At 41.2% G+C, this 14,924-nt stretch carries 7 protein-coding genes, 1 pseudogene and 2 riboswitches; of the genes and pseudogenes, 7 read left to right on the top strand and 1 reads right to left on the bottom strand.

From position 1 onward, the window contains the following. Positions 1–224 precede the first annotated feature (224 nt). Positions 225–300: riboswitch (cyclic di-GMP riboswitch) on the top strand. A 99-nt stretch (positions 301–399) separates the two neighbouring features. The 6 genes from DWX00_RS01545 to DWX00_RS01520 all read left to right on the top strand — a co-directional run bounded on the left by DWX00_RS01545 (position 400) and on the right by DWX00_RS01520 (position 12,425). Beyond that, on the top strand, positions 400–2,244 hold the full coding sequence (locus DWX00_RS01545; RefSeq protein ID WP_118594529.1) for an ABC transporter substrate-binding protein: 1,845 nt from the start codon (positions 400–402) through the stop codon (positions 2,242–2,244). A 146-nt stretch (positions 2,245–2,390) separates the two neighbouring features. Then, positions 2,391–4,541 carry an ATP-binding protein gene (locus tag DWX00_RS01540; RefSeq protein WP_118594528.1) on the top strand — a complete coding sequence of 717 codons (2,151 nt, stop codon included), beginning with the start codon at positions 2,391–2,393 and terminating at the stop codon, positions 4,539–4,541. 59 nt (positions 4,542–4,600) lie between these two features. Beyond that, entirely contained in the window at positions 4,601–5,416 is an 816-nt protein-coding gene (locus DWX00_RS01535) for a substrate-binding periplasmic protein (protein WP_117761575.1), read from the top strand. Further along, the gene (locus DWX00_RS01530; RefSeq protein WP_118594527.1) at positions 5,400–7,562 is read left to right on the top strand and encodes an ATP-binding protein; all 2,163 of its coding nucleotides are present in this window, start codon (positions 5,400–5,402) and stop codon (positions 7,560–7,562) included. Before DWX00_RS01535 ends, DWX00_RS01530 begins: the two co-directional genes overlap by 17 nt. Before the next feature lie 55 nt (positions 7,563–7,617). Beyond that, on the top strand, positions 7,618–9,468 hold the full coding sequence (locus tag DWX00_RS01525; protein WP_118594526.1) for an ABC transporter substrate-binding protein: 1,851 nt from the start codon (positions 7,618–7,620) through the stop codon (positions 9,466–9,468). Positions 9,469–9,473: 5 nt separating this feature from the next. Further along, positions 9,474–12,425, top strand: a complete 2,952-nt coding sequence (locus tag DWX00_RS01520; RefSeq protein WP_118594525.1) for a hybrid sensor histidine kinase/response regulator — start codon at positions 9,474–9,476, stop codon at positions 12,423–12,425. A gap of 52 nt (positions 12,426–12,477) precedes the next feature. On the opposite strand, the gene DWX00_RS01515 is transcribed toward DWX00_RS01520, so the two are convergent. Beyond that, positions 12,478–14,238: a diguanylate cyclase domain-containing protein gene (locus DWX00_RS01515; RefSeq protein ID WP_118594524.1), complete on the bottom strand. Its 1,761-nt coding sequence runs from the start codon at positions 14,236–14,238 to the stop codon at positions 12,478–12,480. 202 nt (positions 14,239–14,440) lie between these two features. Further along, positions 14,441–14,516: riboswitch (cyclic di-GMP riboswitch) on the top strand. A gap of 63 nt (positions 14,517–14,579) precedes the next feature. Between DWX00_RS01515 and DWX00_RS01510 the strand changes: the two are divergent. After that, positions 14,580–14,774, top strand: a pseudogene (locus DWX00_RS01510) (sensor histidine kinase); the annotation flags it as partial. Positions 14,775–14,924 lie beyond the last annotated feature (150 nt).

The following is a 14,924-nucleotide window of genomic DNA, read 5'->3' as shown; positions in this document are numbered from 1 at the left end:
AAAACAGAAAGAAGTTCTAGGGATATGGAATGATCTGAGTACAAATGAGCAGGAAACAGTAATGTCAATGCTGCGTGGACTTCGGAAGTAAGAGAACAGTTCGAGTATATGTATCGGCTGTTCTTTTTTTGTTTTTGAACGTTAAAATGTTAATTTTTTTCTTGTGTATAGTAGAACACTAAAGTATAATAAAATCAGTTTTTTACATAAGATTAAAGCTATAATAAGGAAATTGGCAAACCAGATGAAAGTCTGGGACGCAAAGCTACAGGGCCTTTAAAATGGCAGCCAGTTGCATAAAATGAGGTGCACTGTCTGTCTGACGGTGCTTTTTTACGGTGTTATTTCATAGACGTAACAATAATGATTTTATCAGGAAAGAATGAGGAAAATAAAAGTATGAAAAAGGCAAAACGTTGTCTGATAGCAGTGGTGTCAGGTGTACTTGTAGCATCTGCTGTCTTGTCTGGATGTGGACAGTCAAAGAAAGAAGTATCTATAAATGATGATCATCTTACCGTTTATCTGTGGGAAAATCGTTTGATGAAAAATATTGCACCCTATATCCATGAACAGTTTCCAGATCAGGATATTGAATTTATTATAGGTAACAATGATACCGATTTATACAGTTATTTTAAAGAACATGATGAATTACCGGATATTATAACAGTACGTCGATTTTCTGGAACAGATGCACAGGACTTACAGCCTTATCTTATGGATTTTGCTTCTTATGATGTTGTTTCCAAGTATTATTCTTATGCGGTGCAATATTATAAGAATGCGGAGGATGAAATCCAGTGGCTGCCAATCTGTGGTATTCCGCAGACGATCATTGCCAACAAAACACTGTTTGATCAGTATGGCGTAAAGATTCCAGAAAATTATGAGGAATATGTACAGGCATGTCAGCAGTTTTATGATAATGGCATAAAACCGTATTCCATGGATCTTGGTGAAGACTGGTCTAATAATGAAATCATCCAGGCTGCAGCAATCGGTGAGTTTACAAGCCTGGATGGTATTGAATGGCGAAACGGTGCAGAGACTGCAGCGGATGAAGTAAAGTTTGATGATGTATTATGGAAACGTATTTTTTCAGAAACCAGTCAGTTTCTTAAGGACTCGCATTTTGGTAAAGAAGATATCAATATTGATATCAATACAGGAACCCAGATGTTTGTCGAAGGAAAATCAGCAATGTTTCATGGACATCCGACGGTTATGCAGCAGCTGCAGAAACAGATGGATGCGGAGCTGATCCGTATTCCTTACTTTTCACAGACATCGGATGAATCCTATGTGTACATGACTCCGTCCTTAAACATTGCATTTAACAAAAACCTGGAAAAAGACCGGGAGAAACTGGATACTGCGCTGGATGTGCTGGATTGTATGATTTCAGAAGAGGGGCAAAAGCTGATTGCGGATGGAAGCGGTGTTATTTCATTGAATACAGATGTTCCAACCATGATGCAGGATGTGCCTGGACTGGAAGAGGAAATTAATAATAATGCTGTTTATATCCGATATTCCGCCCAAAAATCATTTGATGCAAGTCTTGAGGCTGTTCACGGATTACTGTCAGGGGAAATGGATGAAATACAGGCTTATGATACTTTTCGCAGTGTAATGAATCGTAAAGATCCAGAAGAAAAAGCAACGGTGAATTTTGAAAATGAATATTCCATTTCACTGAACGATAGAAATGGCCGTGATGCAGCATCTTCCATTTTAACTACGATCAGAGAAGAAAATGATGCACAGCTGGCTCTGGCACCATATTATTATTTCACTTCTTCTATGTACAAAGGAGAATGCACCAGCAGCCGGGTTGGCATGATGACAGCGAAGAGTTCAGATACACCATTATATGTTGCAAAAATCAATGGTAAACAGGTTTATGAACTCGTGGAAAATTATCTTGCTGATGCTGATGAGAATTTTTACGTAACCAATAAATACGAATTACCAATTGCATCCGGTATGAAAATGATCGTCAATCAAGAGGAAAGTGGATTTTCGTTAAAGGACTTAACAGTTAATGATAAGAAAATAGACAAAGAAAAGGAATACTCGATTCTTCTTACAGACACCACAATGTCTGTTTTGAAAAAAATAAATCTGAAATGTGAGATTGAGCAGCTTAAAGATACAACATTATCAAGTGCATGGACCGAAGCAATGTCAAATGGACAGCAGCCGTCAGCACCGGAAGACTATATAGAGGTTGAACAGTAAAAGTGGAGATAGAACAAAAGGTAAACAAAAGAAAAAAAATAACAAGGCTGTTGCTTATACTACTTATGATTCTTTTAAGCTTAGTTTGTATCAAGTATCTTATAAGTAAGTCTAATAAGTATATCAGCGAAAATGGAAAAAGCAGTATGGGAGCTGTTGTTGAACAGATACAGCAGACCTATGATCTTCAGGTGAGTGGATACTACAGCCAGCTGCAGTTGGTTGAGGAATTCTTACTTCATGAGAGGGAACTGTCTCTTGAAACGGATACGAACAAAAATTTCTTTGAAGCATGGGAAAAAGAATCGGAAAGTACTCTTATATTCCTTCAGGAAAATGGTCAGGCAATATCAGCAGGTGGAACAAAAATGCGGATTGATATGCCAAGTAAACTTCTGCTGGACTTAAAGAACGGATACAATATTGGAAAACTGGTGCGTCTTGATTATGATCAGAAGAAAAAAGACGGTTATCTGGTTGCGATTCCATGTCAGGAATACACGATCAATGGAGAAACTTATACGGCAATTGGAACTGTGTATGATCATTCGAAACTGGATTCCATGTTAAAATTGAAAGGTTATCATGGAAAAGCATATTTGTTCATGCTGGATCATGACGGAAATATTACGTATACGAACCAGAGTGGAGATAAATACCTGCGTAATTATTCTTTGTTAAAACATTTAAAAGGGGAACAGGCTATTACAGAAGAAGAGGCTGATTTGTTCAAAAAGAAGTTTGATAACAGAGAATCCGGAGTTGCACTTTTGGGAAAACAGAACCCCTATTATCTGGGGTATTGCCCGATAGAAAGCAACAACACCATTTTGGTGTGCATTGTGGCCAAGGGAGTTGTGGACAATGTGCTGATGGATTACCAGAAAACGGTGTTGTTTACAACAATACTCATGGCAGGTTTTATACTTTTACTTTTTGCCGGATTATTCTACAGTATTTCCAGACTTAGTCTTGCAGATCAAAAAGCAGAATATGAAAAAAGAAATAATGAACTTCATTTACAAACAATGAAGGAAATGGAAGTAGTCAATCAAAAACTGAAAAAGGCAAAGAACGTTGCAACAGAGGCTTTACAGACAGCTGAAAATGCAAATAAGGCGAAAACGGATTTCCTGTCTAATATGTCACATGATATTCGCACACCTATGAATGCAATCATTGGTATCACATCTTTGATCAGACATGAAGCAGGTAATAAAGCAAAAGTTATAGAGTATGCAGATAAAATAGATATTTCATCGCAGCATCTGTTGGGAATTATCAATGACGTTCTGGATATGAGCAAGATTGAGGCGGGAAAAACAGTATTCAAGTATTCTGACTTTTCTATTCTGGATCTTGTACAGGAACTTGACACTATATTTCATACTCAAATATATGAAAAGCAGCAGACCCTTACAATCATAAAAGAAAATATTCAACATGAGTGGGTGAATGGGGATCAGGTTCACCTGATACAGATTTTCAGCAACCTGCTTTCCAATGCAGTGAAGTATACCCAGGAAGGTGGGGAAATTCAGTTCTTTGTAGAAGAATGTGAGACAAAGTCATCTGTCTATGCAAAGTACCGTTTCTTAGTTAGCGATAATGGTATGGGAATGTCGGCAGATTTCAAGGATACAATTTTTGATGCGTTTACCCGTGCGGAAAGTTCCCTTACAAATAAAATACAGGGAACCGGACTTGGAATGGCGATTACTAAGAATCTGGTTGAGGCAATGGGAGGTACCATTGATGTGGAGAGTGAATTGGGACAGGGAAGCTGTTTTGAGGTTCTCATGGATCTGAAAATTGCAGAGGATAGAACAGTTGCTCTGGTGACACAAGAAGAAACAGATGAGCAGGATGGTAATATCCTGCAGGGAATGAAATTCCTGTGTGCAGAGGATAATGAGTTGAACGCAGAGATCCTGACGGAACTGTTAAAGATAGCAGGTGCGGAATGTACCATCTGTGAAAATGGTGAAGAGATTTTGAAGGCATTTGAGCAGTCTGCTCCAGGTGATTATGACATGATCCTGATGGATGTGCAGATGCCTGTTATGAATGGCTATGAGGCGACGAGGGCAATCCGCAGAAGTTCCCATGAACTGGCAAAGACGATACCGATCATTGCCATGACTGCCAATGCATTCTCAGAGGACATTCAGCATTCTCTGGCAGCCGGTATGAATGCACATGTTTCAAAACCGGTTGAGATGAAGGTACTGGAAAAGACGATTAGAAGCATAAAATCCGGCGGGGGGGGTACCGAACCGCAGGTCACGGAACAGTGACAAATGGAAAGTAACCGGACATAAAAGAATCGAAAAGGATAGTTAGGGATAGATAGAAAATGAAAGGAAAAAGAGTGATTGCAGGCATTCTGCTTGCAGGGATTTTAGCAGTCACCCTGGCGGGGTGTAAAAACACAGATAACACGAAAGAAAAAACCGAAAAGCCTGTTATTACCCTCGGCAGCGACAGCTATCCACCATACAATTATCTGAATGAGGATGGTGTACCGACGGGAATCGATGTAGAACTGGCTGCGGAAGCTTTCAAAAGAATGGGATATCAGGTGGAGGTTGTCCAGATCAACTGGGAGAAGAAAAAAGAACTGGTGGAGAGCGGAGAGATTGACTGTATCATGGGCTGCTTTTCCATGGAAGGACGCCTTGACGATTACCGCTGGGCGGGACCATATATAGCAAGCCGGCAGGTGGTCGCTGTAAATGAGAACAGTGATCTCTATAAACTGAGTGACCTGGCGGGAAAGAACCTGGCTGTTCAGTCCACAACCAAACCGGAAGGCATCTTTCTGAACAGGACGGATCAGAGAATCCCCAAGCTGGGCAATCTGATCAGTCTGGGACACAGGGAGCTGATCTATACATTTCTTGGGAAAGGATATGTAGATGCAGTCGCCGCACATGAGGAATCTATTGTCCAGTATATGAAGGATTATGATACAAGCTTCCGCATCCTTGAAGAACCTTTGATGGTTGTGGGGATAGGAGTTGCTTTTGCAAAAGAGGATGACAGGGGAATCTGTGAGCAGATGGATCAGACACTGGAAGAAATGCGCCAGGATGGCACATCCCTGAAAATTATTGAAAAATATCTGGATGATCCCCAGAAGTATCTGGAGGTGGATGATCTTGGATATTAAGAGAAAGAAAAAAGAAAAACGAATCCAGCTATTCGGTGGTCTGATTGGAATCTGTGTGGCTGTAGTTTCTCTGTTTTATTTCTTTCATGCGGAGAAAGCGGAAGCAGAGAAAAGAATGGTAGAGATTGTAAATTATGTCAAAGTGCAGTGTTCCACCTACACCCATTATAATGAATCTTCGGAATCCAAAAGTCTTCTCCGTGCGATTGAAAGTGCCAGACAGATGAGTACGAATATCGATATGGAAATAGAAAACGGCGGTCAGCTAAGCCGGGATTTCCTGAAGGAAAACCTGCAGACTCTATGGGTGGATGGTATCATTGTACTGGATGCAGAAGGAAAGACGGACTGTGAATACAGCGCGGATGAGTCTCTGGCTAATGAGATTACGGAGTATCTGCAAAAAGAAATTATCATGGATTTTGCCGGATATGAAGAAAGAAGCTATTCGGAACGGTTTACCAGGGAAGATGGATCCTTTATTGACATTGCAGCCTGCGCCAGAAAAGATGCACCGGGTATCGTTGCAATCTATTATTACACATCTCCTGAATTTGCCAGAAACTATACGCTGACGATACAGGGGCTTTTAAATGGTTATAGTATCCAGAAAGATGGAACGATTATCGTTGCAGATGACGGAATCGTTGTTGCCAGCAATAATGAGAGCCTGTTGGGACAGAATACAGCCGACAACGAAGTTGTTCAGGCAATGAAAAAGCATACAGACAGTCAGCATATCTATCATTTTAGGAAGGAAGGAATTGGATGTTATGGAATCATGCTGAAACAGCGTGATTATTATATCTACGCATATCTTCCGGATACGGAAGTGTTTTGTAATCTTCCATTAAGTGTTATAGGTGTTATTTTTCTTTATTTTCTGATGTTCGGCATATTCTGGTTCTGGACATACAGAACCAATCTGGCGCACCGGAAACAAGAATTTGAAAAAGATGAAAAATATAAAGCAGAACTTCTGACAGCAGCAAAAAAGGCAGAAGCCGCCAATGAGGCAAAAACAGAGTTCCTTCATCGTATGAGCCACGATATCAGGACTCCGATTAATGGAATCTACGGTTTGATCAATATGGCAGACCATTATGCAGATGATATGGAGAAGCAGAAGGAATACAGAACAAAGGTTAAAGCGGCATCCAATCTGTTGCTGGAACTGGTAAATGATGTTCTGGACATGAGTAAGCTGGAGTCGGGTGAAGTTGTTCTGGAAGAGAGTCCATTTAATCTGAGCAAAATCTCTGAGGAAGTGCTTGTTGTAATTGAACAGATTGCTGCAGAACAGAATATCCGGATTGTATGGGAGAAAAAAGAAATCATACACCGTGCTCTTATTGGAAGTCCGGGGTATGTAAAACGTGTGATGATGAATATCCTGTCCAATGCAGTGAAATATAACAGAGAAAATGGACATATTTATCTTAGCTGCATGGAAATCCCATCCGAACAGCCAGGAATGACGACAATGGAATTTATCTGCCGGGATACAGGAATCGGAATGACTGAGGAGTTCCAGAAACATATTTTTGAACCATTTGCACAGGAATATACGGGAAGCCGCACAAAGTTTGTCGGAACCGGACTGGGAATGGCCATTGCAAGGAAGCTGGTCGAGAAAATGGGTGGAACCATTACTTTTGAAAGTGAAAAAGGCGTAGGGACGACATTTGTGATCCGGGTTCCATTTAAAATAGATCCGGATGCGGATAAACGTGAAGAACAGAAGGATGTATCCGAAAAATCTATAAAGGGATTGCATATTCTTCTGGCGGAAGATAATGAGCTGAATATGGAAATCGCTGAATTTATGCTTCAGAATGAGGGCGCGGACGTGACCAAAGCATGGAATGGGCAGGAAGCGGTTGAGCTGTTCAGAAAAAGTGAACCCGGTGAATTTGATGTCATTCTTATGGACATTATGATGCCGGTAATGAATGGTTATGAAGCCACAAAGATGATCAGGTCTCTGGACAGAGAGGAAGCAAAGGAGGTACCGATCATTGCAATGACAGCAAATGCCTTCACGGAGGACAGAATAAGAGCAAAAGAAGCAGGAATGGATGAACATGTTGCTAAGCCTGTTGATGTGGAATTACTGATAAAAGTAATTCATAAATTGGTGGGGTGATGAAAAATTAGGAATTGCTGGATATATTGACAGGGCAAATGAAGGAGAACTTGTAATGAAAAAAATAAAATGGAACAGAGTTTTGGCTGTACTTTTGGCAATGGTGACAGCCGTATCACTACTGTCAGCATGTGGCAGTAAAAGTGCAGAGAAAGAAGATGCAGACACAATCACGGTGTACTTATGGAGCACAAGCCTGTATGAAAAATATGCACCATACATCCAGAAACAGCTCCCGGATATCAATGTTGAATTTGTTGTAGGCAACAACGATCTTGATTTCTACAGATTTCTGAATGAAAATGGTGGATTGCCGGATATTATAACCTGCTGTCGCTTTTCACTTCATGATGCAAGTTCCTTGAAAGACAGCCTGATGGATCTTTCCACAACCAATGCGTCAGGCGCTGTCTATGATACATACCTTAGCAATTTTATGAACGAGGATGGAAGCGTAAACTGGCTTCCGGTGTGTGCAGATGCCCATGGCTTTGTAGTGAACAAGGATCTTTTTGAAAAATATGATATCCCGTTGCCAACAGACTATGAAAGCTTTGTCTCTGCCTGCCAGGCATTTGACAAAGTGGGAATCCGTGGGTTTACTGCAGACTATTATTATGATTACACCTGTATGGAAACACTGCAGGGATTGTCTGCTTCAGAGCTGTCTTCTGTAGACGGACGCAAGTGGCGCACCACCTACAGTGACCCGGATAATACAAATCGAGAAGGTCTGGATAGTACCGTCTGGCCGCAGGCTTTTGAACGTATGGAACAGTTTATCCAGGATACCGGTCTGAGTCAGGATGATCTGGATATGAATTATGATGACATAGTTGAAATGTATCAAAGTGGCAAGCTTGCCATGTACTTTGGCAGCTCTGCCGGTGTAAAAATGTTTCAGGATCAGGGCATCAACACAACGTTTCTTCCATTCTTTCAGGAGAACGGTGAAAAGTGGATTATGACTACGCCATATTTCCAGGTGGCTTTAAAACGAGATCTGACACAGGATGAGACACGTCGAAAGAAAGCAATGAAGGTGTTGGACACAATGCTTTCGGAGGATGCGCAGAACCGGATCATTAGTGATGGACAGGATCTGTTAAGCTACAGTCAGGATGTGGAACTCCATCTTACACAATATATGAAAGATGTGAAACCTGTGATAGAGGAAAACCATATGTATATCCGTATTGCGTCAAATGACTTTTTCTCTGTGTCCAAGGATGTGGTGTCTAAGATGATTTCAGGAGAATATGATGCAGGGCAGGCTTATCAGTCATTTAATGCCCAGCTCCTTGAGGAGAAATCCACTTCTGAGAAAATAGTATTGGATTCACAGAAGGCTTATTCCAGTCGTTTCCACAGCAGTGGAGGTAATGAAGCATATTCTGTTATGGCAAACACTCTGCGTGGCATTTATGGAACAGATGTGCTGATTGCAACCGGAAACAGCTTTACGGGAAACGTGCTGAAAGCCGGCTATACAGAAAAAATGGCGGGAGACATGATCATGCCAAATAGTCTTTCGGCTTACAGCAGCAAGATGAGCGGAGCAGAACTGAAAGAGACAGTCAAAAATTTTGTAGAAGGCTATGAGGGCGGATTTATTCCGTTTAACCGAGGCTCTCTGCCTGTGGTCAGCGGCATTTCCGTGGAAGTCAAAGAAACAGATGATGGTTACATATTGAGCAAAGTTACAAAAGATGGAAAAAAAGTTCAGGACGAGGATACTTTCACGGTAACCTGCCTTGCGATATCTAAACACATGGAAGCTTATCCGGCAGATGAGAATATTGTGTTTGATGGAGAAGATACCTTTGTGAAAGACACCTGGACAGGATATGTTTCAGATGGTGATGCCATTCTTGCAGAGCCTGAAGACTACATGACTCTGAGGTGAGAAGAATGGATATTAAGAATCATAATAAAGGCAGAAAGAAACCTGTCATGGGAAAACCATTCCAGATAGCTGTCTTTACAGCTGTTTTACTGGGAATTGTTCTGATGGTTTTCCGATATTTTGGATTTGTATCGAAAACTGTTTATGAGGAAAGTGTTTCTCATCTGACGGAAGTTTTTCATCAGTCTGATAACATGCTGAGAGAACTGACAGATAAGAATCTGACCTATCTTCATATGTGGGGTGAGAATCTGCAGAATACCTCCAGCGAAGACGAAATTCGTAATTATATAAAGAAAGCGCAGGAAGATGCCGGATTCTTAGATTTCTTTTTTCTGTCAGCTGACGGGGATTACAAGATGGCGACAGGGGAAACCGGGTACCTTGGATTACAGGAAAACATTGAAGAGGAGATCCGGCAGGGAAATGATGTGATAGCGAATGCAGCAGTTCCCGGAAAGTCTCAGCTGCTTGTTTTTGCTACTCCCAGGGCCCATGGAATTTATCAGGGATTTGAATATGATGCAATTGCCATTGCCTATGAAAACTCTGATATCGTAGATGTGCTGGACATTTCTGCTTTCAATGGAAATGCCCAGAGCTTTGTTGTTCATCCGGATGGCCGTGTTGTGGTCGATCATTCTTCTGAGTCATGGGGGAATGTGTACAATTTCTTTGGTGTTCTGAGAGAGCATTCCAATATGTCTGAAAAAGAGATCAATGAGCTTTCGGAGAAGTTTAAAGCGGGACGCACCGATGCGATGCTGGTAAATCTGGATGAAAGAAACTATTATCTGGTCTATGAAAAATCAGATATTCAGGACTGGGTATTTCTGGGACTTGTACAGGCGGATATTGTCAATGCCAGTATGAACAGTCTGCAGCGTAGTACAATGCTTCTTGTGGCTGCGGTTTTGTTCTGTATTGCCGCCTTTTTTATCGGCCTTATTATTCAAAAAAACAGGATAAGCCTTAGAAGAAAGGACACACAGATCCGGTACAGAGACGAGCTTTTTCAAAAGCTGTCAATGAATGTGGATGACGTTTTTCTGATGCTGGATGCAAAAACATATCAGGCAGACTATATAAGCCCAAATGCGGAAAAACTGCTTGGTATTACGGTAGAACAGATTCGCAAAGATATTCGTGTTCTGGGAAAACTGCATCCAGAGGAACATGAAAATCCGGAGGAAAATTATTTTGAGGAAATCCAGGTGAATGAACAAAGAGAATGGGATTTTGAATATGTTCATCAGAAAACAGGGGAAAAACGCGGGTTCCATAATATTGCAATGGGCAGTGAGGTAAATGGGAAAAAGAAATACATCCTGGTTATGTCAGACCGTACTGCTGACTGGAAAATGAATCAGGCACTTTCTGAGGCAGTCCGTGCGGCGGAGACAGCAAACAGGGCTAAGAGTACTTTCCTTTCCAATATGTCTCACGATATCCGGACACCAATGAATGCGATCATCGGCTTTACCACACTGGCTGTAAGTAATATTGATAATCAGAAAAAAGTCAGAGATTATCTGAGCAAAATCCTTTCCTCCAGTAAACATCTGCTTTCACTGATCAATGATATCCTGGATATGAGCCGGATTGAGAGTGGAAAGATCCATCTGGAAGAAACGGAGGTCAGTCTGTCGGATGTGCTTCATGATCTGAAGACCATCATTAGCGGGCAGATCCATGCGAAACAGCTGGAGCTTTATATGGATGCAATGGATGTTACCAATGAGGATGTCTATTGCGACAAGACACGTTTGAATCAGGTGCTGCTGAATCTGCTGTCCAATGCAATCAAGTTTACTCCTGCAGGCGGAACTGTATCTGTCCGGCTGAAACAGTATCCAGGGACAGTAAAAGGCAGTGAACTATACGAGATCCGGGTAAAGGATAATGGAATCGGCATGAGTCAGGAATTTGTACAGAAGATCTTTTCTCCTTTTGAGCGGGAGCGGACTTCCACTGTGAGCAGAACCCAGGGCACAGGACTTGGCATGGCCATCACCAAGAATATTGTGGATATGATGGGTGGTACCATTGAGGTCCGGACAGAGCAGGGGAAAGGCACAGAATTTATTGTCCGTCTGCCATTTCGGACTCAGCCTGAGAATCACCGTATAGAGAAGATTGCAGAGCTGGAGGGCCTTAAGGCTCTGGTTGTAGATGACGATTTTAATACCTGTGACAGTGTGACAAAGATGCTTGTGAAGGTTGGAATGCGTTCGGAATGGACACTTTCCGGTAAGGAGGCTGTTCTGCGTGCAAGGCAGTCTATGGAGCTTGGGGATGCATTCCATGCTTATATTATTGACTGGCGTCTGCCGGATATGAATGGCATTGAGGTCACCAGACAGATCCGCAGTCTTGGTGATGATACGCCGATCATTATCCTGACTGCTTATGACTGGTCAGACATCGAAGTGGAAGCCAGGGCTGCAGGGGTGACTGCATTCTGTGCGAAGCCTCTTTTTATGTCAGATATCAGAGATACCCTGATGGCTGCTATCGGCCAGAATCAGGCTGAGCAGGAGAATCCCGTTCTTCCTGAGACAAGCTCAGATTTCAGAGGCAGGTGCATACTGCTTGTGGAAGACAATGAACTGAACCGTGAAATTGCGGTGGAGATCCTTAACGAATATGGCTTCATGGTTGATACTGCAGAAAATGGGGCAGAGGCAGTGGAGAAAGTTAAGAATTCGAAGCCATGTAATTATGATCTGGTGCTGATGGATGTGCAGATGCCGGTAATGAACGGATATGAGGCCACGAAGCAGATCCGTGCCCTTAGGGATCCGGCGCTGGCGGGAATTACCATCCTTGCCATGACTGCCAATGCTTTTGACGAAGACAAAAAGAAAGCACTGGAATGTGGTATGAATGGCTTCTTATCCAAGCCAATTGTTATAGAGGAATTGATCAGTACGTTACAAAACAATCTGGTAGATTAGTAAAAAAACTGCTAAGAAGTTCGGTTCACAACTTTTTAGCAGTTTTTTTTATTTATTCGGAAAATTTATCACTGTAACGAAGATGCATATCTTCCCAATCCATGAACAATACATAAAATACTTTTCCGTATTGTTGGCTTTCTACGATTCTTCCATGATCAAGCACGGAAAGATAAGTTCCGTCAGCTTTTCGAAGATGAAAGTGAATATAGTCATTTTCATTGCCTGTGCCAATCTGTTCCCAGATGCTTGTTTCAATCTGTTGTTGTTCATCTTGTCGGATCAGATTGCGGAACCTTTTTTGAGTAAGCCTGAATAGTTCATCCATGCTCTTATAACCAGTCATATGAAGAAATTCGTGGTTTGCATAAAAGAGCTCATCATCTTCTTTGTCTGCTCTATATATGATAAATGCACCTGGAAGGTGTTCAGAGATATCCTTCAGTGCAAATCCAAGCTGTTTGCGGACTCCTGACTGGAGACCTTTTCTGTAAGCCATACATCCGTTTTTTCCATGCAGTTTTATTTCATAAAGAGCTGCATCTGCACAGCGCATAAGCTGTGAAGGGCTGGCTGCAAATGTTGGATATTCTGCATATCCGAGAGATATATAAAATGCGAGTTCTTTACCGTGATATGAAAACGTTTTTGGAAGCTTAGTGAATTGCTGCAGCTGTTTATCTGCTTCCTTAAAGGTACAATTTGGTAAAAGAATGCAGAATTCGTCACCACCATTTCTTCCAAGCAATGCATCGGATGGGAAAAAAGCTTTCATACTGTCTGCCAGACTCTTTAATGCTTTGTCTCCATAACTATGGCCATAGATATCATTGATAAACTTAAAGTCATCAATATCAAGGAGCGCAGCCACAAAATGTGTTTGTGGATTTTTAGAAATTATTTTTTCTGCTAATTCATCAAATCCATAGCGATTATAAATATTTGTAAGAGAATCTGTGCGCGCCAGTATTTTATATTTGTTCTTGTGTTCTTTTGCTACCAGCCATACCCTGGTAAGTACTGACAGAAGAAGGCTTATAGTAAGAAACATACCACTGATAATTATCAGTAGTGTGTTATTTCTCCATCCGGTTTTAGGAGTTACCTCAAGCTTCCAGGTTCCATCCCCTACTGTAAAAGCGTAAGAAATCGGATGATCTATTTGACCATCTGACTGATAAACCACTTTATAAGTATCGCTCCAGGGAGTGTCTGTTTTTAAAATTTTGTATTCATATCCAAAATTTGAAAGTGCACTGACTGTATCTGAAAAAATATCCGGAACACGCAGGATAACAATGGTAAATCCCCAGAAATACTCTTGTCCGCTTTTATCTTTCAGGTAGACTGGATTGCGGACTGCAATTCCATAACCGCCCTGTTTTAATTCGAAGGGCCCCTGCGTAATGGTTGCATGGTTATCTCTTGCATAACAGGAAATCTCTTTACGGTCTTTATCATGGAGCAGATCGATCTTACCTGCCTCATTTCCTTCAGCCGGATAAATATCTGTTACAACACCATTAGGAGCGAGCTGCACGCTTTCAATAGAATCAGACATAAGATTCCCGGCAATCGTCTCAAACTGATGGATTTCGCCATTTTCACTGATTAAGATCTGTTCCAAAGTATCTGTAATTCCAATTCCATCTGCAATTTCATTCTTTATGCGTTCACCATAGGTGGTTGCGTTTAATTGTGCCAATATGTGTCTCTGATTTTTTTCATGGGTGTCTGTTTTGTATACAATTAAACCAACAAGGCATATGCCCAGTAAAAAAATAATAAGAGGCACAAGTGTTTTTTTCTTCACTTGGTTCACCTCAGTTTATTCATTGGAGTTTTTATAATAAAGCATTATATCATAGAAGTTGAAAAACGGAATAAGTTTTTAAAAAAATGACAGTATAATGACAATATGTTTTTGGGCGTTAAAACGGTAATGTTTTTCTTGTGTACAGTAGAGTACTATAGTATAATAAAATCAGTTTTTTGCGTAAGTCTAAAAGCTATAATAAGGAAATCGGCAAACCAGATGAAAGTCTGGGACGCAAAGCTACAGGGCCTGTAAAATGGCAGCCAGTTGCATGAAATGACGTGCACTGTCTGTCTGGCAGTGCTTTTTTACGGTATTATTTCATAGACGTAACAATAATGTCGCATGATACTCGTACACCTATGAATGCAATCATTGGTATCACATCTTTGATCAGACATGATGCAGGAAATAAAGCAAAAGTTATAGAGTATGCAGATAAAATAGATATTTCATCACAGCATCTGTTGGGAATTATCAATGACGTTCTGGATATGAGCAAGATTGAGGCAGGAAAAACTGTCTTCAAGTTCAGAAGCATAAAGACCGGTGGGGGGGACCGAACCGCAGGTCACTGAACAGTGACAAATGGATTTGATGCGGTAGTGCAATTTTATTAAACCAGGAGGTTGACAAGGAGATGTATAGAGAAATATATTTGACAGACAGACAGACAGACAGAC

This window comes from Blautia sp. AF17-9LB (genome assembly GCF_003479185.1).
Lineage (GTDB): Bacteria > Bacillota > Clostridia > Lachnospirales > Lachnospiraceae > Fusicatenibacter > Fusicatenibacter saccharivorans.
This window is presented reverse-complemented; position numbering and strand designations above follow the sequence as displayed.

What these genes read in the sequence shown, in the direction of transcription:
- DWX00_RS01545 (WP_118594529.1), top strand. Translation starts at nt 400, where the DNA reads ATGAAAAAGGCAAAACGTTGTCTGATAGCAGTGGTGTCAGGTGTACTT.
- DWX00_RS01520 (WP_118594525.1), top strand. Translation starts at nt 9,474, where the DNA reads ATGGATATTAAGAATCATAATAAAGGCAGAAAGAAACCTGTCATGGGA.
- DWX00_RS01530 (WP_118594527.1), top strand. Translation starts at nt 5,400, where the DNA reads ATGATCTTGGATATTAAGAGAAAGAAAAAAGAAAAACGAATCCAGCTA.
- DWX00_RS01535 (WP_117761575.1), top strand. Translation starts at nt 4,601, where the DNA reads ATGAAAGGAAAAAGAGTGATTGCAGGCATTCTGCTTGCAGGGATTTTA.
- DWX00_RS01540 (WP_118594528.1), top strand. Translation starts at nt 2,391, where the DNA reads ATGGGAGCTGTTGTTGAACAGATACAGCAGACCTATGATCTTCAGGTG.
- DWX00_RS01525 (WP_118594526.1), top strand. Translation starts at nt 7,618, where the DNA reads ATGAAAAAAATAAAATGGAACAGAGTTTTGGCTGTACTTTTGGCAATG.